The sequence below is a fragment of the Sporolactobacillus kofuensis genome (genome assembly GCF_024125425.1).
Lineage (GTDB): Bacteria > Bacillota > Bacilli > Bacillales > Sporolactobacillaceae > Sporolactobacillus > Sporolactobacillus kofuensis.
Genome location: NZ_JAMXWN010000004.1, coordinates 79,952 through 102,064 on the forward strand (window position 1 = coordinate 79,952; position 22,113 = coordinate 102,064).

The 22,113-nt window shown below is 41.3% G+C and carries 24 protein-coding genes and 1 riboswitch; of the genes, 5 read left to right on the forward strand and 19 right to left on the reverse strand.

The genetic code is table 11. The annotated features are described in order from the left end of the window. Positions 1-80: 80 nt before the first annotated feature. From NIE32_RS04440 to NIE32_RS04500, 13 genes are all read right to left on the reverse strand, one after another. Positions 81-527, reverse strand: coding sequence for a GNAT family N-acetyltransferase (locus NIE32_RS04440; RefSeq protein ID WP_253053435.1), 447 nt, complete (start codon positions 525-527; stop codon positions 81-83). 28 nt (positions 528-555) lie between these two features. Next, complete coding sequence (locus NIE32_RS04445; RefSeq protein ID WP_253053439.1) at positions 556-1,464, reverse strand: aminoglycoside phosphotransferase family protein; 909 nt, start codon at positions 1,462-1,464, stop codon at positions 556-558. 46 nt (positions 1,465-1,510) lie between these two features. Continuing rightward, on the reverse strand, positions 1,511-2,038 hold the full coding sequence (locus NIE32_RS04450) for a GNAT family N-acetyltransferase (protein WP_253053441.1): 528 nt from the start codon (positions 2,036-2,038) through the stop codon (positions 1,511-1,513). 333 nt (positions 2,039-2,371) lie between these two features. Next, positions 2,372-3,406 carry a threonine aldolase family protein gene (locus NIE32_RS04455; RefSeq protein WP_253053443.1) on the reverse strand — a complete coding sequence of 345 codons (1,035 nt, stop codon included), beginning with the start codon at positions 3,404-3,406 and terminating at the stop codon, positions 2,372-2,374. Positions 3,407-3,492: 86 nt separating this feature from the next. Beyond that, positions 3,493-3,969 (reverse strand): flavin reductase family protein, encoded by a 477-nt coding sequence (locus NIE32_RS04460; protein WP_253053445.1) that lies wholly within the window; start codon positions 3,967-3,969, stop codon positions 3,493-3,495. Positions 3,970-4,356: 387 nt separating this feature from the next. Then, a complete protein-coding gene (locus NIE32_RS04465; RefSeq protein WP_253053447.1) occupies positions 4,357-4,914 on the reverse strand; it encodes an aminotriazole resistance protein in 558 nt (185 codons plus the stop codon). A gap of 14 nt (positions 4,915-4,928) precedes the next feature. Further along, the gene (locus NIE32_RS04470) at positions 4,929-5,708 is read right to left on the reverse strand and encodes a creatininase family protein (RefSeq protein ID WP_253053449.1); all 780 of its coding nucleotides are present in this window, start codon (positions 5,706-5,708) and stop codon (positions 4,929-4,931) included. A 69-nt stretch (positions 5,709-5,777) separates the two neighbouring features. Continuing rightward, positions 5,778-6,593 carry an energy-coupling factor transporter transmembrane component T family protein gene (locus tag NIE32_RS04475; RefSeq protein ID WP_253053450.1) on the reverse strand — a complete coding sequence of 272 codons (816 nt, stop codon included), beginning with the start codon at positions 6,591-6,593 and terminating at the stop codon, positions 5,778-5,780. After that, on the reverse strand, positions 6,586-8,289 hold the full coding sequence (locus NIE32_RS14345; protein ID WP_253053452.1) for an ABC transporter ATP-binding protein: 1,704 nt from the start codon (positions 8,287-8,289) through the stop codon (positions 6,586-6,588). The genes NIE32_RS04475 and NIE32_RS14345 overlap by 8 nt, the downstream gene beginning before the upstream one ends. Positions 8,290-8,307: 18 nt before the next feature. Beyond that, on the reverse strand, positions 8,308-8,871 hold the full coding sequence (locus NIE32_RS04485) for a phosphoribosyltransferase family protein (protein WP_253053454.1): 564 nt from the start codon (positions 8,869-8,871) through the stop codon (positions 8,308-8,310). A 146-nt stretch (positions 8,872-9,017) separates the two neighbouring features. After that, positions 9,018-9,119: riboswitch (purine riboswitch) on the reverse strand. A gap of 83 nt (positions 9,120-9,202) precedes the next feature. Continuing rightward, positions 9,203-9,610: a hypothetical protein gene (locus NIE32_RS04490; protein WP_253053455.1), complete on the reverse strand. Its 408-nt coding sequence runs from the start codon at positions 9,608-9,610 to the stop codon at positions 9,203-9,205. A gap of 222 nt (positions 9,611-9,832) precedes the next feature. Next, a complete protein-coding gene (locus tag NIE32_RS04495) occupies positions 9,833-10,012 on the reverse strand; it encodes a MarR family transcriptional regulator (RefSeq protein ID WP_253053457.1) in 180 nt (59 codons plus the stop codon). A 150-nt stretch (positions 10,013-10,162) separates the two neighbouring features. After that, complete coding sequence (locus NIE32_RS04500; RefSeq protein ID WP_253053459.1) at positions 10,163-10,903, reverse strand: replication initiation protein; 741 nt, start codon at positions 10,901-10,903, stop codon at positions 10,163-10,165. 102 nt (positions 10,904-11,005) lie between these two features. Here NIE32_RS04500 and NIE32_RS04505 point away from each other — a divergent pair, with 102 nt between their 5' ends. From NIE32_RS04505 to NIE32_RS04520, 4 genes are all read left to right on the forward strand, one after another. Further along, entirely contained in the window at positions 11,006-12,121 is a 1,116-nt protein-coding gene (locus NIE32_RS04505) for an ABC transporter permease (protein WP_253053461.1), read from the forward strand. A gap of 7 nt (positions 12,122-12,128) precedes the next feature. Beyond that, positions 12,129-12,812, forward strand: a complete 684-nt coding sequence (locus tag NIE32_RS04510) for an ABC transporter ATP-binding protein (RefSeq protein WP_253053463.1) — start codon at positions 12,129-12,131, stop codon at positions 12,810-12,812. Positions 12,813-13,602: 790 nt separating this feature from the next. After that, a complete protein-coding gene (locus NIE32_RS04515; RefSeq protein WP_253053464.1) occupies positions 13,603-14,259 on the forward strand; it encodes an ABC transporter ATP-binding protein in 657 nt (218 codons plus the stop codon). Continuing rightward, complete coding sequence (locus NIE32_RS04520; protein WP_253053466.1) at positions 14,256-15,032, forward strand: ABC transporter permease; 777 nt, start codon at positions 14,256-14,258, stop codon at positions 15,030-15,032. The genes NIE32_RS04515 and NIE32_RS04520 overlap by 4 nt, the downstream gene beginning before the upstream one ends. A 49-nt stretch (positions 15,033-15,081) precedes the next feature. Here the strand turns inward: NIE32_RS04520 and NIE32_RS04525 are convergent, their stop codons facing one another. Further along, complete coding sequence (locus NIE32_RS04525) at positions 15,082-15,462, reverse strand: iron chaperone (RefSeq protein ID WP_253053468.1); 381 nt, start codon at positions 15,460-15,462, stop codon at positions 15,082-15,084. Between the two features lie 256 nt (positions 15,463-15,718). Between NIE32_RS04525 and NIE32_RS04530 the strand changes: the two genes are divergently transcribed. Beyond that, positions 15,719-16,738: an HD-GYP domain-containing protein gene (locus NIE32_RS04530; RefSeq protein ID WP_253053470.1), complete on the forward strand. Its 1,020-nt coding sequence runs from the start codon at positions 15,719-15,721 to the stop codon at positions 16,736-16,738. A gap of 76 nt (positions 16,739-16,814) precedes the next feature. Here NIE32_RS04530 and NIE32_RS04535 read toward each other — a convergent pair whose 3' ends face one another. From NIE32_RS04535 to NIE32_RS04555, 5 genes are all read right to left on the reverse strand, one after another. After that, positions 16,815-17,735 carry a GGDEF domain-containing protein gene (locus NIE32_RS04535; protein WP_253053472.1) on the reverse strand — a complete coding sequence of 307 codons (921 nt, stop codon included), beginning with the start codon at positions 17,733-17,735 and terminating at the stop codon, positions 16,815-16,817. 298 nt (positions 17,736-18,033) lie between these two features. Beyond that, on the reverse strand, positions 18,034-18,573 hold the full coding sequence (locus NIE32_RS04540) for a hypothetical protein (protein ID WP_253053474.1): 540 nt from the start codon (positions 18,571-18,573) through the stop codon (positions 18,034-18,036). Positions 18,574-18,972: 399 nt separating this feature from the next. Beyond that, positions 18,973-20,046, reverse strand: a complete 1,074-nt coding sequence (locus NIE32_RS04545; protein WP_253053476.1) for a GGDEF domain-containing protein — start codon at positions 20,044-20,046, stop codon at positions 18,973-18,975. Between the two features lie 314 nt (positions 20,047-20,360). Then, entirely contained in the window at positions 20,361-20,927 is a 567-nt protein-coding gene (locus NIE32_RS04550) for an NADPH-dependent FMN reductase (RefSeq protein WP_253053478.1), read from the reverse strand. Beyond that, positions 20,924-21,997, reverse strand: a complete 1,074-nt coding sequence (locus NIE32_RS04555) for an LLM class flavin-dependent oxidoreductase (RefSeq protein ID WP_253053480.1) — start codon at positions 21,995-21,997, stop codon at positions 20,924-20,926. Before NIE32_RS04555 ends, NIE32_RS04550 begins: the two co-directional genes overlap by 4 nt. Positions 21,998-22,113: the final 116 nt, after the last annotated feature.

Consider the following 22,113-nt stretch of genomic DNA (forward strand, 5'->3'; position numbering starts at 1 on the left):
TGGAGTACTAGTATAAAGAATGGCAGCTAATTCCCATACGCTTTTTTAAAGATTGCGATTTTCCATTCCATTATCGCAGATCATAACTTATTTTTTTCCATGCGCACGTGAGGAATGTTATCGAGGAGAAAGGGTTCAGACGTTTTGATAAATCCAAATTGTGCATAGAGAGGCTGTATATATTCCTGTGCCTCAATTACTATAGGAAAATGAGGCATCTTTTGCTCGATGACTTCCATCACCTTAGTGATCAGTGCGCGGCCAAGTCCTGATCCACGATCATTTTGACGGACCAGCACTCTACCGAAGGTCACCGTCTCACTCTCTTTGAAGATCCGTGCATATGCAGTGATCCTGCCCGAGTCATCCGTTGTGTAGACATGGAGGCTCTCCAAATCATGCTCATCAATTTCGTGGTAAGGGCATTCTTGCTCCACCACAAACACAGATTCTCGTGCTTGAAAAATTTCATACACCTCGCGGCTCGTCATTTGATCCAATTTTTTGACTGTCCATTCATGATTCACAAGTTTCTCCTCCTCATCATCCGTAGATTCAGAACTCTTTTCGATACCATTTAGGAATAACTGATGTAAAATTAGCGAATGCTTCCATTGTTTTCTCAATTTCTTTGGTCATGACTTCAATTTCATGTTGTCCATAAGCTATGGACCATGGAACGGAAGAAATTAGATTCGTCGCAAGATACAAAGCCATTAATGGGAAAAATTCAGCAGGAACATTGTTTTCAAAATAGCCATTGATACGGCCGGTCGCAAATGCCTCACTAATACCCGCACACCATGTAATGCGGTTAAATTCTTCCCATGGATCTCCGATATCCAGTCGATCAAAATCAATAATTCCAATTCGTTGTTTCTCTTTGATCACCATATTGCCACAATGATAATCACCATGCTGAAAGGTCTGTGGACGATCCTTTACAAGTGATCGATTCACATTAATAAAATCAATAATCATATCCGCATCAGGCACTCTAATTCCGCAATCTTTATAGGATAACAGCTTACGATCTATTTTATCGTTGTAGAAATCGTGCCATGAAGTATGACCTTTTGATACTTGGACTAAATGAATCTGTTTCAATATTTTTCCAGCTTGATAACCGAGTTCGTATTGTTTCTCAGGTGAAAGTGACGGCAGAATGTGTGAAGCACTTTCACCGTCAACCCATGTCATAAGGGTGAACACCTTTCTATTGTTGTCACAACGCCCAAAACTTACCGGTTTAGATATATTAATATCTAGAGGCAGCAATTTTTTTACCACATCATATTCTTTCATGCGCCTTGGATACTGATCACTCGATGAAAGACGAAGTAGATATTTTCTTCGATTGTGTAATTGAACGACATATTTTTGATCATGAGACCAGCCCGCATGGATCTCTTCAATGTTCATCCATTGATCTGATCCGGGTATATCACGCAAAAATTGTTCCACTTTCCCACCTTCATTCGGTTAAGTCTCTTCTCCAATTGTCTATTGATCAATCGATCATGAGCCCCATATGTACCGAATCATAGAATGTACGATCTATCTGCAAATCTCTTGTGATCACGCCTTCATGTACAAAGCCTAACGATTTGTAGAGGTGGATCGCGCGCGCATTATCCGAACGTGCCCGCAAATTTATTTTTCTAATTATGCCGTTCTCCTTGCTCCATTTCAACATTCGTTCAATAAGTGCGCGACCAATGCCATGTCCCCAATATTCCTTGAGCACACTGATGCCAAATTCTCCTGTATGCACTGTTCTCTGTTTTGATCCACCATTGAAATTGAGACTGCCAACAATCTGACCGCTACATTCAGCGATTAAGTATTGTGCGTTGTTACGAGTCAATAGTTCTTCAAGAAGGCGTTCTTCTTTCTCCACAGTCAGATTGAGTTCATCTACAGAACCAAACGTTAAAAAGTTGGACTCTCCTGCGATCCGTTTGAGATACGCAATGATGGATCCTGCATCCGATCGTTTCGCTTCCCTAATCACAAAGTTTAATTGATCTTTGACCATTCATTTCAGACCCTTTCATTTAAAATTTCCACTACTATACCACACGCCCAATGATTCGTCCTTCGTTTTTTCAACCGATTACACGGATTACACCTTGCCAGGAGAGGAGTGATGCTTGCCAAATTCATGTGCTCGATTACTGTTTTATTAAATTGATTACTAAATTCATGATGTTCATTACTATTTATCTTTGGTTTTTTACCAATGTTGTTTGTTCGTTACGAACTGTTTCCAATCGTGGATAACTATGCAATCGGTCATGTCATTCAGAATGCAAAAAAACCGGGAGTGTTCGATCACCCCCGGCTTGCTGTCTATTCTTGGATCTAGTGCTTATTCTGTAACTTTCTTTTTCAAGCTTTCAATAAATGCGTCAACGGCTTCTTCCTTGGTTGCCCATGATGTGACAAGTCGGACAGCTGTGCGGTGTTCATCCACCTTTTCCCAATCAAAGAAGTTAAATTGCTGATGGAGTTCGCTGAGTACTGTGTTCGGTAAAATAGGAAAGATCTGATTCGATACCGGCGGAGTCAGAAAATCATAGCCCGCCGCTTGCACAGCTTCACTGATCTTTTCAGCCATCACATTCGCGTGAGAAGCAAGGTCGAAGAAGAGATTATCTCGGAACAAGACGAGAAATTGGAGACCGGTCAATCTTCCTTTGGCCAGCATCGCACCTTTTTGCTTCATTAAGAATCGGAAATCTTCCTTCAGTGCATCATTGCAGATGACCAGTGCTTCACCAAGCAATGCGCCATTCTTCGTTCCACCGATATAAAAAGCATCGACGAGATTTGGCAAATCACTCAATTCAAGATCATTCGCTGATGACGCAAGTGCTGAGCCAAGTCGAGCACCATCCAAATAAAGATAAAGATGATGGCTCTTGCAGAAAGCGCTAAGCTGTTCCAATTCACTTTTGGTATAAACAGCACCGATTTCGGTCGTATCGGATATGTATACCAGCTTCGGTTTCACCATATGTTCATCCGGATGTGCATCAAGTACAGCTTGGATTGCGGCGATGGTCAACTTACCATCCTTGCCGCAGTCTGCCGTCAATACTTTATGTCCCGTGGTCTCAATTGCACCGGTTTCATGAACATTAATATGTCCGGAGACTGCCGCAACAGCCGCTTCATGTGGCCGCAAGAATGAGGAAATCGCCGTCATATTTGTTTGCGTGCCCCCTGTGAGAAAATGAATCGCAACATGCGCATTGTTCATCTTTTTCTTGAGCAGTTCAGCTGCCTGCAGAGAATACTGGTCTTCTCCATAGCCTTCTTCCTGCACCATATTCGTCTCAATCAACGCATTAAGAATTTGCAAATGCGCGCCTTCACTGTAATCATTTTTAAAGCTGTACATGGGCTTCTCTCCTCAGCAGTCTGATTTTCTAATGAATCATTTAGGACCTTCACTACCCCACTTGAAGGGGTTGTCCTTGCCAAAACTTATCCCCCGTAATAAAAGCCAGTTTCTTTCATCGTCAGTGGATCTCCGGTACGATGAACCCCTGCATGAATAACTTCACCGACATAGATATAATGATCACCAATTTCTAGACGGTCAACAACTTTGCATTCAAAGAAACTCAATGCGTCCGTAAAAATTGGGCAGCCGGTTTCTTCAGTGGTAAATTCGTAACCTGCGAGCTTATTCCCATCAACCTCTAACGCACGGAAAAAGGCCGTCACCATATCCTTCTGTCCGCTTTCAAGAACATTAACACTGAATACCCCACTTGAGGCAATTTGTTGCTGGGACCGTGTGCCCGCCTTAACAGCCAAAGTAACCAGCGGCGGTTCGAATGAAGTCTGAGTCAAGAAATTACCGGCAAATGCGTTCACACCACTTTCATCCTTAGTCCCGACAAGATACAAACCATAAGTAATCCCACGAAGGGCCGCTTTCTTTGCTTTTGGATCCATCCTATATTCTCCCTCTCATACTCAATTTCACATAATCTCCATACTTTTATTATAGGCAAAAGATCCTGAGGTAGAAAGAGAATATTAAATCAATAAGATCCCGAATTAATTACCCTTATTATTTTCATGAATGATTTCTGCGCTCAACAAGTATCGTGTCATGAGGTCAGTCCGACACAGTCATCCTTTCAATTTGGATCATCGTTTTCTCCGCCATTCATTGATTTCCTTATCCATGCGTTTCAATAAAAAGAAGATACCTTTATTTATCCCGAAAAAACCGACTGAACTCCGATCAGCATTCTATAAAAACAAACCGCAGGCTTATTCTGCCTGCGGCTGTCCTTCTTGTTCGTCGAGCTCGTTCATGAATAAAACGTTTATGAATTAAACTCTTGGAATAATTGTCTGGATTCTTTTCAATCTCGGTGCCAACAACAACACAACAAATGGTGTGAGCGCAATTGGCACAACATCCGCGATGCCAATCCAAATGACACAGTACCAGTAACCAAGTCCTGTAAAGAAGGACAGTGAGAAACTCGTAGCAAGAATCATCAAGCATCCGAAAAGTAATGACCAGAACAGTGATTGCCAAATGAAAGCTGCTTTGTTCTTAAGCAGTTCATCAAGAGATTTTCTCCGCGTCATCACATAAGAAGGCAGCGCTGCACTAAGCGCAACGGTAAGGCCATCGGCGATAAGCGTATGGGGAGCAATAAAGTAGCCCCCCAGCAGAGACCAAACAAGCGTACCGATATACCCTGCAAAAAAGCCGGATACAGGTCCGAAAAGAAATCCAATAACAGGAATAATAAATGCGAACGTTCTGAAATGTACAGCACCAGGGATCAAAGGAATCGGACTTCCGTACGCCCAAAGAACACCTGTAAATACACCGAAAATAACAAAAAAGATAATGTTGACAAAGGTGAATTTCTTCACGGGGTAACGCCTCCTTAATAATTTGTTTTTGCAAAAGTAGAAATAATATTTTTAAGCTCTTTGACTGCATAGTCGAAGAGCCTTTTGCCCTTTTCAGCGGTTGCATAGGTTGGTGCCCCAATGACGCCGCTCTTCGTAACATCTGCCGTTTTCCAACCCGCATTATACGGACCGAACAGTGTCACAAAATCATTATCACGCAGCGCTTCAACAGGTTCCTCATCAACGGCAAGTTCCATATGTACAGTCTCCGGTGCCGCGTGCAGCATCAGGGAAGTTTCGAGTTCGCACGCATGGAAAACACCATATTTTCCAGACTGTTTTAGTCCCTCAAGTCCTTTGTCCCAGAATGAAGTGAACCACCAATCAAACACAAAGACATCCATACCAAAGTCAATTCTTAAATCACGGCTGATCATGTTCAACATATCGGTATTGCCGCCGTGGCTATTAAACAAAACAAGTTTCTTAAACCCGCTTTGAGCGATCGCTCCGGAAAGATCGTGGAGAACTGAATAATACGTTTGCGTGCCAAAAGTGATGGTCCCTGCAAAGCCCATATGCTCATTACTTTTGCCAACATTCAGCTGCGGGGCAAAAATCAGCGTACCTTCATCAAATGTTTGGGTTTCAATGAAGTGATCAATTAAAGAAGAGAGAATAATAGAATCCGTTCCTACAGGCAGATGTGGTCCATGCTGTTCCGTAGCTGCTGTTGGAAGGAAAACGATTGCCGATTCTTTATCAATTGCTGCAAGTTCATCACGCGTCAAATTTTCCCATTTTGTAATCATTGTACATATCCTCCCATTTATTAATTTGCAAATAATAGTTGAGATCAGACAAGTAAGCGGTTGTCCTACTTAAATCGGAATGTAATAGTGAACTTGTAAAACGATCGTAACCACAGTGGCAAGAACAGTCACTGCACTGAAAAACAGATCCGAAGACGTTGCCTTAATCATCTTGTAAGCCGTACGCTGTACTTTAAAATTCAACTTATAGTAATGCATCGCAAGAGAAATGGCATGTCCTTTGCTGAGTACGCGAAACAAGAGTGGTAGGGACACAATGACATAATTTTTCAACTTCGCAAATGTGCTGCATTTATCCACTTCGAGTCCTCGAGATTTCTGTGCTTCCATGATGGTCGCAAATTCTTGAACAATCATTGGAATGATCTGGAAGACAAGACCAACGCCAAAAGCAATCGCATACGGGACTTTCCAAGAACGTAAACCCAAGATGATTTGACTGAAATTCGTCGTTAAGATCACTGTGTAAAAGGCTGAGATCATTAAGAAAATCCGTAATGCATATACAGCACCTTTGTAAAAGTCGAAGGCCTCAAGACTAACTACAAAAGGATGACCAAAAATTGAAAATGCTGTTCGGAAGAGCACAGGTCCTTCATTTATTGTAAAAATGCCAAGAACCAACCAAAGCAAGAAGATAAATAGGAGCAGCACTTTGATTTTATCTAATAAGACAAGCATGTACTGACCAATTCGGCCAACCAGCCAGATTGCTAGAAACACAAGAAAAAGAAACAGTAGTGCTACGCCGCTTTTTACAAAGGAAGTGAGAATCGACATGATGATGAAAAAGAGAAATTTAGTTCTTGGATCAAGTCGATGTAAATACGTGTTTAAGTCAACATATTGCAAGAAGTCACCCAATGTCTGTGCCCCCAATAGCTTCTGATCGATTGCTTTGTGCACTGTCAACAAGCGGCAAAATCATGTCCTTTAATTCATCGACCGTGCAAGCTAAGCGATTCAATCCAAGTTTTCTTGATAGCTTAACAACTGGCGGTAGATCAATAGTGATCTTATTAAATAACGTTTCCTCACCGGCCAGTTCTTGTTTACTTCCTTCATCCAGCTTCTCTGCATGATCTAAAATCAATAATTGATCAGAAATTTTGAAAACAAGTGGTATTTCATGACTAATCACAATCACGGTCTTTCCCTTGCTCTTAAGGTCCCTGATGATTTCTTCCAAATAGTTTCTCAAATGAAGATCCATACCCAGTGTTGGTTCATCAAGTATGATCACCTCTGCACTCGAGAAAAGAACAGAAAGAATGGTAAGCAAGTGTTTCTTACCCATGGAAAGATTGACCGGGAGTTCATCTTGGTCCTTAAGCAAATCATATTTTTCAAGCACTTCTCGTGCCTCTTTTTCACTGAACGGAATACCTTGAGCTCGGGCACAGAAGGTCAACTCTTTGTAGACATTTTCTTCAAAGAGCATGTGTTCCGGATGTTGAAAGACGAGAATAATATCCCGGCTAATTTCAGCGACAGAACGATTTGTTGTTTCAGCACCTTTATAAGTAATCGTTCCTTCAGTTGGTCGATAGAGCCCATTCAGATGCTTGACAAGTGTCGTTTTTCCGGAACCATTCTGTCCCAAAATCGAGATCACTTTCCCTTTTTCAAAGCCAGTATTAATCTGTTTTAATGCTTGGAACCCATCTTGAAAACTCTTGCTGAGGTCATGCACCGACAGAATCGAATCTGAGTGCTCATTTCCACGTTCTTGAGTGGAGGTTGTCGATTGCTTATGAGTTAAATGTTCTTGTATATGCTCAACGGCACCCTCCAGAGTAGAAAAAGGCTTTAATCCAGGGATGATTTTCGAGAGTTCGCCAAAGATTTCAACTTCTTGTGGAACGATCACACCGAGTCGTTTCTGCACAGCAAATTGTGCAAAAAATTCCTCCTTGCTCCCGTCGAACACCACTTCACCATGATCCATTCCGACAACATGATCGACAATATCTGCAGACCAATCTAAATTATTGTCCACAATAACCGTTGTCTGTCCGGATCCCTTAAGATCATTCAAGACCGATTGGATCATCTGTTTGCCTCGAGGATCGAGTGAGCTCACCGGCTCGTCCATAATCACAAGATCTGGGCGCATGGCTAAAACGGAAGCAATGCAGACCGCTTGCCTTTGTCCACCTGATAATGTGCTTACTGCACGCTTCCTTAAATGCTGAATATGTAAGAGATCGAGTACTGATTCTACACGGCTGTGAATTTCTTGACTATTGAGGCCCATATTCTCAACCCCAAATGCAATCGCATCCTCAACGCCATAGCCAAACAACTGATTTTCCGGAGTTTGACTCACAACCGAGATAACAACATCCTCTCCGGCATGAAAATGGCCTGAGAGTTCTCCTTTGGTTAGCAAAGTTGGAATGACCCCGCTCAATATACTCACTAACGTCGATTTACCGCATCCGCTTGGTCCTACAATAGCAGTGACTTTCTTCTCTTGAATATCAATATTAATATTTTTTAAGACTTGGGGTGCTTCCGGGCTATATTTATAACTTACCTTTTTAAGTTGAAAACTCACGATCCTGTCTCCCCTGGTTTACTGAATAGATTCAGATGGTTCAATTGGGAATAAAGGCAATTTTTCCAGATAAATAATATCATCGCGATTGATGGCATCATCACCTTCAGCAAGGATTGCCGCCTTACCCACCAATATTCCACCAGCCATCTTAATCAATTTCTCTAAAGCACGCACTGATTCACCTGTACTAATGACATCATCAACAATCAGTATCCGTTTTCCCTTGATTAATTCACTTTCATCCTTTTCGATACAAAGCAATTGTTTTCTTTGCGTTGTAATCGAATATACCTCTGAAATAAACGGATCGCTCATATAAGGTTTAATACTCTTGCGTGCGACAAAGTACCGTTTTTTACCTTTAATTCTGGACAATTCATGAATAAGCGGTATCCCCTTAGCTTCCGCCGTAATATAGTAATCCGCCTCTGGAATAAGATCCTTAAGTTCTGCTGCAGCTGCGCTCACCAATTCGGTGTCGCCTAAGATGACAAAACTAGCAATCTTAATATTATCTGCAATACGTACAACCGGCAGTTTACGTTCAACTCCTGCCACTTTCAAAATAAATTCATCCATTTTCTATCACCTAATTCCTAGTAATAATTGTTTAGTAGAAAAGTAAAAAAAAAGACAGAGAACTGGTGTCCTCTGCCTTTTGACAGTTTCCAGAAAATCATGGTAAGTGAACTACTTTTCTCAACGATTAGAATTTCACGAATGATCATCAGGAATAAGAACACCATAGTGCAGGCAATTATGGTTGCCGCGTAGAAACATCTGCACCAAATTTGCAGACTTATATGGTTTCATGATTATATGTAATTCGACTTAATTCGATCTATTCATTAATAAAACTATATCACTGTAATAATTTTTTGGCAAATGATTATTGAGTAAACTAATTTTTCTATATGATATGATTTTTTTGCTGGTATGGTTGATCAAACGTGTACGGTCCACTTCCTCGATACGCTTCAAAGAGGATAGGAATCGCCGCTGTATGATGCAGGCCAATCTTCGCACAGTGTTTACCAAATTTTGTACTTGGTAGCTTATTTTTTAAGTAAATAATATACTGGTCCTGATTGGTATATAAGGTGAAGTACTCTTCTGATACTGAAAATGCTATGTATGTATTTTGATGATAATAGATAGGGATTTGGCAAAAAGTTGTCTCCTCCCATTCCGGAAAATGTTCACGCATAAACCTTACCATAGAGCTGAGCCAGAATCTTTGTTTTGGATTAAAACGATTGAGATACTCTAATCGTTTAATAAGTTCCTTAACCGTCAGCATCACAAATTCACCATCCATTTTATCTTCTGATAAGCATAGGATAGCGCATTGATCGGCGTCTTATACCTTTATCTGTAGAGAAAACACAACTGAATCAAGATGCTTCAATCGCTCGCCGCGGGTGATCCGTAAGTCTCCTCAAACATAGCTATCATCTGAAAGCAAAAAAATCTGAGCGAACGATTGACCCGTCACTCAGATGCATGCACTCTATGAATCATAAAAATGTTCATCTCAAATTTATTTTTTTAATTCCCAATAGCACCGTTTCGGTGACACAATCTTCTCTTCCTTCTTCAATGTCGTCATCACCTTACTGACTTCTTTCTTATCCAATCCGGTCGCCTCGGCAACTTTCCCAGCGTTCACAGGTTCCTCAGCTTGTTCAAAAAAAGCCAATACAGCATGGTAGCTTTCCATCCGTGAATCCCTCCGACCTCGTATCTTTTCACTACGTTCATCAATTGTTCAACTCTATTATAATGACTCGCACGACCTTGCGAACGTCTAGAGTTTGTCAATTGTTTTTCAATTTTGGAAGGACGGATCCATTCAGATTTTGCTCTGAATTTATTCAAGTGCTTTTATTCTAAAGCGTACTTGAGTCACTGATCGACCGGACTTTAATGGTTCATAAGTAATCCTAAAGGTACCCGTTTGATTGATTTCCTCAATGGCAGGTTCAATGACTCTTCGTTTCAAGTCCGCCCATCGCTCGAGCTTGCCTTTGCCCACATCAGCAAGATAGCGCAGTTGATCCAAAGTGAGCGTAAGTTCAGGAATCTCTTGTCCTTGATGAATACGAAACAATTCATAGAGTCGTGAGCTGTACTTACTTTTCAATTGGCTATCGAGCATAATCGTTTCATAGTTCAATGTCTGGAAGCGTTCATGTAAACAAACAATGTATGGATAGAGTGTCGGGCTCATATCTATTAAGAACTCTTCATTTTCATGATCATAGATTACTGTTTGAATCCAGTTCGTCAAGACCTCATGTTTCATGCCTTCGGTTTGTGTGACCCAAAAAGAATGATTCCTGATTTTCAGGAGAATAGCCTTCACTTGCTCCGGGTCATCCGTAAAGTCCGGTAAAATAGCGGCAACTTTTGAAACCGATAGATGACTATAAGGGTGGTTTGTTTCAACCATGCAGAATTTTATGAGGTGAAAAAGCAGCTGATTTTCAATGATCCCCATCTTTTGATGCGTTTCTTTAAATAATTTATTCGCCCGTACAAGCCAGTATACCCTGTCTTTAATTGGTTTTAGATAAATTTTGTCACCATAGTGTTCCGGATTATTTATCAATATATTTGTTCTCCTTCAGAATATATGCTACCATTCTTAAGTGACATATTAATGTTATATTTTTATTTTGTCACTTTAATTAATTTTGGAGGTGCCTCGCTTATGTATTTGTCATGGAAGGAAATTTGTCATAGTAAAGGCCGCTTTTTTTTCATGATGTTGATTATTGCGCTGTTGTCTTACCTTGTCTTCTTCATTTCCGGACTGGCAAATGGTCTTTCTTCTGATAACGCATCTGCCATTGAAAAATACAGTCATCAAACCTTTATTCTTCAAAAAGATGCAGATCAACGTATTAACCGCTCAGCATTGACTTCCGATACTGTGAACCGCTTGAGGGATAAGCTCGGCACAGATCGAACGCATCCCCTGAATCTGCTAACGACTACAGGAAACAAAGTGAATAAAGAGCAGAAAATCGATCTCACATTTTTCAATGGTCAACCGAGCCAGTCTTCGTCGGTTACTCTGATTGACGGTAAGCAGCCAAATAAGGCCTCCACGGTTGATATTATCATAGATCAATCCATTCAGAAAAGTGGCGTTCACCTCGGCGACAGGATCAAAGATCAGTTAAGTGGGCTCACATTTAGAATCGTTGGTTTAACAAAGCACACAACCTACTCACATATGCCGGTTGCCTACCTCAACCAAGCGGAGTGGCATCTGCTCAGCAAAAAAGCAGCTTTAAATTCAGCAAGGCCTTTGGAAAGTGCTGCAGTGCTCACATCACTGTCCGTGCAAGAAGCAAAGGAGCTCACGCATGGTCTTCCACTCTCCCAGGATGTTCAAGTGCTCTCTGCAGCAGATGTCATCAAATCTCTGCCCGGTTACTCGGCTGAACAAAGTTCACTGACGATGATGATTAGCTTCCTATTCTTGATTTCCGTATTCATCCTTGGTGTTTTCTTTTATATCATTACCGTCCAGAAGCGTTCGCAGTTTGGCCTATTGAAAGCAATTGGCACAGGGACAGCGTATCTTGCACGCAGCCTGTTGTTTCAGACGCTTATTGTTCTCGTCATTAGTCTAGGCATCAGTCTGCTCCTCACTTGGATCACAGCACTGGTTCTTCCATCCGGTATGCCGTTCGCACTTTCCCTTGCAACGATTGGGACACGCTTAGCAGCCTTTTTCGTCATCAGTATGATCAGCATTCTGCTCTCCATTTATCAAATTATCAAAATTGATACACTCAGCGCACTGGAAGGGAGATAAAATCACTATGGACAATGCTATTTTATCCTTTAAGGATGTTGCTAAATCCTATCCGGACGGAGAAAATACGCTCGACATCTTACAAGCTATTGACTTTCAGCTGAACAAAGGGGAATTCATCGGTTTAGTAGGACCGTCCGGTGCAGGAAAAAGCACTTTATTATCACTCGCCGGCGCGCTACTCAACCCAACTCAAGGAGAAATTTATCTTGACGGGATATCCATGGCTTCACTGAGTCCAAAAGAACAAACAGCGCTCCGATTGAGTAAAATCGGATTCATCTTTCAAAGTGCTCATTTGGTCCCCTATCTGAATGTAAAAGAACAGTTATTATTTGTTGCCAAGCTCCATGGCACAGCGAAGGGTGACGCCAATCATCATGCCGATGAACTACTCGATAAACTCGGCTTAACTCATCGTTCAAAGCACTACCCAGACAAATTATCAGGTGGAGAACAGCAGCGCATCGCGATTGCGCGCGCCATGATGAACGATCCCTCACTCATTCTTGCAGACGAACCCACCGCAAGTCTCGACTTCAGCCGTGCGACAAGCGTCGTTGAGTGGTTAAGTCATGAAGTGAACGAACAGGGCAAAGGCGCACTCATGGTCACTCATGATGAACGGATGCTTCGCTTTTGTGACCGGGTCATCCAACTGGAAGATGGCAAGATTCGTTCGATTTCGTAAAAAAATGAGAGATAAATAGATTTAAGAAGAGCCTTCTGCAACAGGAGGACTCTTCTTTTTATGTTAACTAGTTATTCGAGGATACACCATAAGTAAAATAAGTGCTGATCTGCACTATGCTATTGATGCGCGTCTTGAAAAAGTTTTATCGATCATTTCTAAAATTTTATCAGTCATTTTCAAAAATATATCGATCACTTTCGAAAATTTATCAGTCACTTTAAAAAATATATCGATCACTTTCGAAAATTTATCAGTCATTTCGCTTATTATCAGTCATTAGTAAAGAACTTGGCCTGATCATCTCACCAATTTTTCGACCAATTAATAAAATTCCTCAGCTTTTTCGATTATCCAAATGCTTTAGAGTACTGAATCATCCCAGTTACTCCATGTAAACTGTTAGCCTCATCCCTAACTCGTCTATTTCTCTAACGTTGAATTATAAAGCACTTAATGTGTTATGAATCAAATGGCACTTCGCCTCCACATTAAGATTTCCTGTTTTTCGCTTCATTGTACCAAAAAACAGATGCAGCTATTGAAAATACGAAGGTGAGCAAACCGAGAGCGATCATCAATAGTATTCCCTCCATTTTTTTACAAGCGAGAATGTAACCGTTTTATACACCTTACGAAAAAACTGTACGGAAGTTTCAGAGCAGACGCATTTTTATGCGGATTTACAGATTGAGTCTGTGAAAAATTGGTATAATTGAAAGGTACTTTGTCTTTCCATAATCAACGAAGCAATCATCCAAATTATTATTGAGAAACGGCGGTGCAGGTTGTGGCTTTACTTGAATGTTCCCATATATCCTATACTAGGGACGACAAAGCGATCATTGAGGATCTTGATTTAGGCGTAGAATCCGGAGATTTTATCTCCATTGTAGGGCCGTCGGGTAGTGGAAAAAGCACATTACTAAAGCTTTGCTGCGATCTAATCAGCCCGACCAAAGGAGACATTTTATTCCACAATCAATCCGTTGATACATACATCCCGACTGATCTTAGAAAGAAGATTTCTTATTGTCTTCAAACTCCTTATCTGTTCGGAGATAAAGTCATCGAAAACATTGAATTTCCTTTTGCGATAAGAAATGAGGCTCATGATCAGCAACGCGTCGAGGATCTTTTCTCCGCCTTCCAAATGACTACCGATTTTTTACAGAAAGATGTGAAGAATCTATCCGGAGGCGAAAAGCAGCGCATTGCCTTAATTCGCAGTTTGCTCTTTCAGCCAGAAATTCTTCTGCTCGATGAAGTGACTTCAGCACTTGATGTTGCAAATACACAAATCGTTGAAGACGTCATCGTAAAATTGAACAATGCAGGCACAACGCTATTATGGATCACCCATAATCCTGAGCAAAGCAGAAGATATGCAAATAAGCTCCTCACGATCGATTCTGGAAAAGTCAAATCCTTGGAGGTGATCCGATGAACGGTTCAGATACGATCCATACAACATCCCTGCTCATCGCTTCTTCACTCGTGTTTGTCACCCTTTTCTTCTCGTACTGGCAAAAATTGAAACTTGAGAAGGAAACCTTAATCAGCGTGATCCGAGCAGTCATCCAGCTTGTCGCCGTTGGCTATGTATTAACTTTCGTGTTCGGCATTAAACATCCTGCTTTTACCACCTTTTTACTACTCTTCATGACTTTCAATGCTGCCTATAATGCTGCGAAAAGAGGAAAAGAAATCAAGCGCGGCTTGCTGATTTCTTTTCTCTCTATTGCTATAGGAACACTTGTCACGCTGATCATACTCATCTTGTCAGGAATCATCCATTATGAACCGTACCAGATCATTCCGATCGGCGGCATGATTATCAGCAATGCCATGGTTGCGCTCGGATTGTGCTATAAACAAATGGCTGCTGAATTCAAAGCCAGACGTGATGAAATTGAGACCAAGCTTGCTTTAGGAGCAGATATTCTTCCTTCATCTAAGGACATTATCCGTGATTGTATTAAGACGGGAATGGTACCAACGATTGATTCTGCGAAGACATTAGGTATCGTCTCGCTGCCCGGCATGATGACCGGGCTCATACTTGCTGGGACGTCACCACTTGAAGCGATTAAGTATCAAATCATGGTGACTTTCATGCTGCTCTCAACCACAGCCATTTCTTCATTTATTGCCTGTTATTTAGCTTATAAGGGCTTTTTCAACAGCAGAAAACAGCTCGTTGATCGAAGTGAACGGTAAATACTTTTTCACCGATGAATTCAGAAAAAGAGGAGAAATGATCGATCAATCATTTCTCCTTTTTTGCGGCCTTCTTTTTGTTTTCGTTCACTCTATAGGAAACGATGCGGCGAATGAGCGCAAAGGGGAGCGGCTGATCAATTGGAAACTGAATCGTTCCTTTAGATGTTTTGTAGCTCGTAAGCTCTTGTTGAAAAGCTGCGACCCCACTTGCCCCTGGGTAAAAGCCGATATGTTTTTTGTACGCAGCAAAATGGACCAAATTCCCGTGCAAGGCAAAGGTTGGCATTTGGTAGCTGATCTTTTCCGTTGCATCCGGCACGTCATCATGGATCACCTGACGGAGCATCTGAAGCATCTCTTGAACAGATTCAGGAAACAGGGCAATGTAGGCATCGATGGATGGAACCGTCGTTTTTTTGATCTCCATGTCGTATCCTCTCTAATCACTTTGATTTCTGCTCTTCTCATACCCAATAAGCGACACAAGTATGCACAATAACCCTAATTAACATACGTCACTGTCATTTATTGATGACTAAAAGGTGAACCTATGAAAAATTCATGGAATTTTCCTCATTTTTTGTTCCATCTGCGAAAAATATTTGCTATATTATGACTAACATGTAAACAATGAGAGACGCCAACTTCCTGATTCTAGAGAATGAACCAAAAGAAGGGTCCCTATGGTCGAAAAGATAAAGAATGTGCAGAAAAATGATAGAATCAACGCTCTTTATGTTCTGATTAGCTCCTCTATTTGTTCTGTCCTCATTTCTTTTATTGTCTATTACACAGGTGGGACAAACAATGCCTATTCAAATATTATGTACTTACCCATTGCTGTTGTTTCGGCAACAAATGGCAAGATAAAAGGAGTCATTCACGCCCTCCTCAGTGGCCTGTTGCTCGGACCTTTTATGCCGTTGGATGTGGCTTTACATCAGAGCCAGCCGCTTGAGAATTGGCTGATCCGCTTAATCTTGTATCTCATCATTGCTTTCGTGATCGGCTTTTTCGCTGATTATCACAAGCAAGAATATGTTAAGAACCTCAGACAGGAAAAAGAACTCTATGAATCGCAGATCGCTACGATTTATTCTTTGGTGCGGCTACTAGAATCAAGAGATCCTACATCAGGGTTTCATGTTGAACGGGTTGCAGCGTTCTGTAAGCTGCTCGCCAAGAAGCTCCAAGCTATGGCGAAGTACAAAGATATACTTGATGATTCCTATATTAATAATCTCTACAAGTCAAGTCCCCTGCATGACATCGGTAAAGTCGGCATACCTGATCACATTCTTCTGAAACCCGGAAAACTGACACCTGAAGAATTTTCTGTAATGAAGTCCCATACAACAATAGGCGCGCGTACGCTCTCAGAAGTACATAAAAAATACCCGGGAAATACTTTTTTGGAACTTGGCATTAATCTTACACGTTGGCACCATGAAAAATGGGATGGGAGCGGCTACCCGGATGGTCTAGCCGGAGAAAAGATTCCCCTCTCTGCAAGGATTGTTGCTTTAGCTGATGTTTATGACGCACTACGATCGAAACGGGTTTACAAGCAGGCCTATTCCCATGATAAAGCTGTGAAAATGATTAGAGAAAGCCGCGGCACGCATTTTGATCCGGATCTTGTCGATGTTTTTCTTCAGTATGCAGATGAATTCAGAGACGCATTTGATCGGTTTGGGGATTAATCATTCCAGAAAAATTTACAGATGCGTACACGTATTTCTCACCGTGCAACCATTTCGAAACGACTTTATTTAGATTTTAGTTTAACGACACAACCCGATTTCTTCCTTCTCTTTTTGCTCGATACAGCGCTTGATCTGCACGTTTCATTAAATGAGACAGTTCATCATTTTTCGCATGGGGAATCGTGATTCCGATACTAACACTCAAATCAAACGTTGTACCACGCTCAAGCTTCATGGTATATCCTTCAATATTTTTCCGAATCCGTTCGGCAATATGGGCAGCCTCAATTTGAGTCGTATTGGCCAGAAATACAGCAAACTCTTCTCCCCCAATGCGTCCAAAGAGATCATCACCATGCAAAGACCGCCTACAGATATCCGTAACTTTTTGCAAAGCTGCATCTCCAATGGCATGTCCAAATGAATCATTGATTTTCTTAAAATGATCAACATCAAAGATAATGAAAACACAAGGCTTCATCTGTTTGAAGTGCTTTGCAAGTTGCTGTTTGACTAAGTATTCAAAGGATCTTCGATTATGAATACCTGTCAGAACGTCTGTATTCGCAAGTTTAGATAGTTTTTTCTCCATTTGTTCTGAATATTTTTTATAGAAGAAAGCAGCATAGGCAGCGCCAATAAAGGTAGCTGTAGCATTTGACACATACATAAACAGGGTCATAACATTACTTATTCTCGTGATCGGTGGATGCGTGTGTGAGTAGCCAAACAAAGATAATGTTGTTGAAAAAAGGAGTAAAGAAACAATGATGCGCAAAGAAATGTGCCATCTTGCGAAGAAAACAATAGGGACTAGCGCAAGAAGATAATAATAGTAACCTTGTTCCCAACCAAATACCCAGATACAAATAACAGAATGAACGGCAACTTCACAAACCCATGTAAAGCTGGCAACGCGCATAAATCCTTTATAAGTAAGCGTCAAACATAACAAATCAAGAAAAATAGCGATGATATTATTTGTGAATGTCAAAAAATTGCCTGATACGTAGAAGATGGGGACAAAGAGTACGTGCGCAACACATGCAAAGGTAAATACATTGTTGCAAAATATAAAATATTTCCGATCACTCTCATTATAATTTAAGCAAACGTTCTTATTATTATTGACTAATACCGCTTTCATAAAACAACTCATTCCCTATATTTTTAATCATCGGAAATTCATCTTATTCGGAAAAGAAAGACATCCTTTATTATATCTTATTACCGATTAGAAACTGAATAATTTGCTCCGTCGTAGAAAACAAATTCAGTTTCTACTTAATCGATCAATCCGTGTCCATGATTTCTCGTTCGTATTCACTAATCGCTTCATCACTGTCTTGTACATCTTCTAATCCATTTTCTTCGAGAGCAGACTCGATTTCGATATCGTCGAGATCCGTAGTCCAATAGTCATCAATCCGTTCATCAGAATAGTTATGGACCGGATTCTTTCTTACTGTATCGTAAAATTTGTTACATTCATTTTCTTTTTCATTAGATTTTTGATTCGATCTCCTACCGTTAGCGCTTCCATAATGTTCCCTGTAGTATTCTTCATCGATCTGGCTTTGGTCAACGTGACTGATCTGCTCGCAATCCCCATCCCGTTTGTGCATCATCGAATGGACGAGTTGTTTTGCAATCAATGCACGGTCTGTTCCAGCTGTACCATCCAAATTCACATTCCCTTTCCAACTTAAAAGGTTCGTCAATATATCCCTTTGTTTCTCATTGGTCACTTGTTCAGAACTGCACTGTTCCTTCAGATCACCACGCACAGGATCTGCCTGTTTATCACTTGATTCGCCAAAATCAGACAGCAATAGCCTTCTGATACAATTCTTCCAATAAAATCTGGGGTATTTGATTCACTGAAAACACATCCTTGCGTGAGCAAAGCATTTAAAAGATTATATTGAAGAAATGGAACACCTTAACTATTTGTAAGGGATAATCCTGTGATGCTGTAAAAGCATGTGAGAAATTTAACACAATTATATCAAAAGTCAATCAATAGATGACTTTTATTGAACCGATTTTTAAGTAAATTAGATGCGGAACTGGGAAAAGTAATAGGATGTGTAATTATTCTGCTATCTGAGGCTTTCATTTTTCAAAAAAAACACAAGCAAGTTGCTTGTGTTTCGTTTGGTCTTAAGATGATTGGGAGCTTTATGGAACCTTTGTGGTAGGCTTTCTGAGTAGGTTTCTTACCCTTGCCGTCAGATTACTGATGCCACACGATTTCTTCCCTCTCTCTTTGCTTGATACAGTGCTTTATCTGCGCGTATCATCAATTGGGGGAGTTCGTCATGCTTTGCCTTTGGAACCGTGAAGCCAACACTTGCGCTTAAGGCAACCTGGGTGCCACCGTCAAGCTCAATTTGGCAAGCACTAATCGTCTTCCGTAATCTTTCGGCAATGTGCGCCGCCTCATCATGACTGGTATGTGCTAGAAAAACGGCGAACTCCTCCCCTCCAATTCGGCCAAAATGGTCCTGCTCACGTAAGACCTGTTCACATACCTCAGCCATTTTCTGAAGCGCCATATCGCCAACTGCGTGCCCAAATGTATCGTTGATTTTCTTAAAATGATCAATATCGAACAGAATTAAGGCACACGGTTTATGATGGTTTAATTGACGCGCAAGCTCCTTTTGGGCTAATCGTTCAAAGGACCGACGATTGTCAACGCCTGTCAAAACATCCGTATGTGCAAGCATTGACAATTTTCGCTCCAATTTTTCCGAATTGCTGCGATAGTAGAAGGCCGCATAACCGAGTCCGATAAAATTGAGCGTCACACTCAATAAATACATCAATTCAGACATCTCTGCACTCGTTCGTGTGATCGGCGGAACGGTTTTCGTGTAAAAATAGAAGAAAAGCAACGCAGCGAACAGAATACCCGTCAACAGAAACCGCACCACGACATGCCATCTTGAGAAGAATACAATAGGAACCAACGATAGAAAATAGTAATAAAAACCTAGATTCCACCCAAAGGCAAGAATGCAAATCGATGCATGAACGACAATTTCAAAAACCCATATAAAGCCCGCCACCCGCAGATAGCCTCTGTTTTTAAGTAATAGGCAAGCCAAATCAAGACACACAGCGATGATATTCGTGATGAACACAAACCGATTACCAAGCTGATAGAATACAGGCACAAACAAAAAATGAGCAACAAGCGCAAAAAGAAACATCGTGTTGCAATAAATTGAGAACCGCCGATCACTCTCATGTACATCTGATCGATTTTGCTCGGAACTCTTTTTGAAAATCTCCTTCATGAAATTCTTCATCCTTCATCTATTAATCAGTTCATAAGTCGATTATTTCCTTAAGAAAAAAACATGTTCTATTATACGCTTTTCACAGAAGAAAGGTTGAACGAATTTCATATTCAAGTATTTTCGTTTATTGATTAATTACGTTCACGTGCATTGTTAATCTGCCAAAATTTTTTCACCCATCCGCTTAATAGTTTTGAAATAGTTCACACCCTCTCATACACCAAAAAATCATCTCCAATTTTGGAGATGATCGTTTTACTTCTTATTCATTTTTCGCTATCGTCTTTTTCACCACAATCAATAATTAGCCTTTAAAACCCATACTCCTTTTCCTTTTCTTCGCGTAATTTGGTATAGGTTTTTGTCATAAGCACTGTATCCTCAACCAGTCGGTCGATGCGGAAAAGGATATCGTCATTAACAATCTGTTTCCGGATAAAGTCTTTTTCCTCGATAAAGACATAAGTCTGCACCATTTGTGCTTTCATATAGGCAAGGATAGGCTTGAGCTGTTGCTCGGCAACGAGATAGTGTTTCGGCGAGCCGGCAGTGACCATCATGCTTACCACTTTATCGCGAAATGCGTTCACAGGAAGCAGATCAAAGATATTTTTCAATGTTGCGGGAATGGATGCCTGAAAAATCGGTGTGCCAATGATCAGAGCATCGGCTTCCATAATGGCTTTGGCGACACGTTGCGTATCGCCTTCATATTCGAGATAGTTGCGCCCGTCGCTGAACTGGACTTCATAATCCGCGAGGTCAATGAGTGAAGCATCAACATCAGGATAGTTCTCGTTTATTACCTTTAGGGCGTAGTCCATTGCCGTCCTCGTCTTGCTGCCTACTCTTGATCCGGATAATCCGACAATCTTCATTCTTGCACCTTCTTATTCGTTTGCGTGTATTTTCTAATCGCCGGCAAGATTTCCGAACCGATGATTTCAATATTCTTCATTACGTTTTCAAACGGCATGCCACCAAAGTCGATCTGCGCAATATAACGCTGATTGCCGAAGACTTCATGTTGGTAAAGAATTTTTTCGATAATCTGCTGCGGGCTACCGATGTTTATTATACTATGCGGATCGGTACCTTGTGCGAAGAGCTGTTTCGGGAACCCTTGACCGTTCGTGCGTTTCATCCCTTCGTTAATGCGTGGATACAGCTCACGAAGTGCTTCTTTGGCGGTATCAGCTGCAAAGAAAAATCCAGCTGTGGTCACCGGAAGTTCTGACGGATCAAAGCCCTGCGCTCGAGCCGCATGGCGATACGCATCAATGGTTTGTTTGAAAGCGGCAGCAGGCCCACCCAAATGAGCCATAAACATCGGAACGCCTGCGTAACCGGCTTTTATAGCACTTGCCGGTGTTCCCCCGACTGCACGCCAAATGGGTAGCGATCCATTTTTCGGACGGGGGAGCACTTCAGCATGCTTGAGTGGCGCACGGAATTTTCCCTCCCAGTCGATGACATTCTGCTTGTTAATTTGCAACAGCAAGTCAAACTTTTCTTCATAGAGTTCCTCGTAATCACGCAAATTATAGCCCAGTAAATCAAACAAGCCGACGCGTGAGGCACGACCACAAATGATTTCAGCACGACCGCCTGAAATTAGATCAATCGTCGCAAAGTTTTCGTAGACACGCACTGGATCCGATGTACTGATGATTGTCGACGTACTTCCGATTTTTATCTGCTTCGTCGCCTGTGCTATGGCTCCGAGAACAACCGCATGCGCTTGCGTTGCAAAATACTCCTGATGGCTTTCCCCGACACTGAAAAAGTCAATGCCTACCTGGTCCGCCAGTTTCGCATACTCAATAATTTCATGAATGCGCTGTTCTGCTGATATCCGTTCGCCGGTCAATGGATCCGGCAAATGGTCACCAAGTGTATAAATACCAAATTCAAGCCCTTTGTTTGGGTCTATGCGGTAGTTTTCCATTGTCATCCGGTTCTTCCCTCATTTCGTTCATTTCCCTATACAGTTATTATAACTTATTAGCTTACTTTATGTAAGTAATTAGACAGCACCTCTTGTGATCAACTAACCCCATTAAC

What these genes read in the sequence shown, in the direction of transcription:
- NIE32_RS04450 (WP_253053441.1), bottom strand. Translation starts at nt 2,038, where the DNA reads ATGGTCAAAGATCAATTAAACTTTGTGATTAGGGAAGCGAAACGATCG.
- NIE32_RS04455 (WP_253053443.1), bottom strand. Translation starts at nt 3,406, where the DNA reads ATGTACAGCTTTAAAAATGATTACAGTGAAGGCGCGCATTTGCAAATT.
- NIE32_RS04460 (WP_253053445.1), bottom strand. Translation starts at nt 3,969, where the DNA reads ATGGATCCAAAAGCAAAGAAAGCGGCCCTTCGTGGGATTACTTATGGT.
- NIE32_RS04470 (WP_253053449.1), bottom strand. Translation starts at nt 5,708, where the DNA reads ATGATTACAAAATGGGAAAATTTGACGCGTGATGAACTTGCAGCAATT.
- NIE32_RS04485 (WP_253053454.1), bottom strand. Translation starts at nt 8,871, where the DNA reads ATGGATGAATTTATTTTGAAAGTGGCAGGAGTTGAACGTAAACTGCCG.
- NIE32_RS04490 (WP_253053455.1), bottom strand. Translation starts at nt 9,610, where the DNA reads ATGGATGGTGAATTTGTGATGCTGACGGTTAAGGAACTTATTAAACGA.
- NIE32_RS04495 (WP_253053457.1), bottom strand. Translation starts at nt 10,012, where the DNA reads ATGGAAAGCTACCATGCTGTATTGGCTTTTTTTGAACAAGCTGAGGAA.
- NIE32_RS04505 (WP_253053461.1), top strand. Translation starts at nt 11,006, where the DNA reads ATGTATTTGTCATGGAAGGAAATTTGTCATAGTAAAGGCCGCTTTTTT.
- NIE32_RS04510 (WP_253053463.1), top strand. Translation starts at nt 12,129, where the DNA reads ATGGACAATGCTATTTTATCCTTTAAGGATGTTGCTAAATCCTATCCG.
- NIE32_RS04520 (WP_253053466.1), top strand. Translation starts at nt 14,256, where the DNA reads ATGAACGGTTCAGATACGATCCATACAACATCCCTGCTCATCGCTTCT.
- NIE32_RS04525 (WP_253053468.1), bottom strand. Translation starts at nt 15,462, where the DNA reads ATGGAGATCAAAAAAACGACGGTTCCATCCATCGATGCCTACATTGCC.
- NIE32_RS04530 (WP_253053470.1), top strand. Translation starts at nt 15,719, where the DNA reads ATGGTCGAAAAGATAAAGAATGTGCAGAAAAATGATAGAATCAACGCT.
- NIE32_RS04545 (WP_253053476.1), bottom strand. Translation starts at nt 20,046, where the DNA reads ATGAAGGAGATTTTCAAAAAGAGTTCCGAGCAAAATCGATCAGATGTA.
- NIE32_RS04550 (WP_253053478.1), bottom strand. Translation starts at nt 20,927, where the DNA reads ATGAAGATTGTCGGATTATCCGGATCAAGAGTAGGCAGCAAGACGAGG.
- NIE32_RS04555 (WP_253053480.1), bottom strand. Translation starts at nt 21,997, where the DNA reads ATGGAAAACTACCGCATAGACCCAAACAAAGGGCTTGAATTTGGTATT.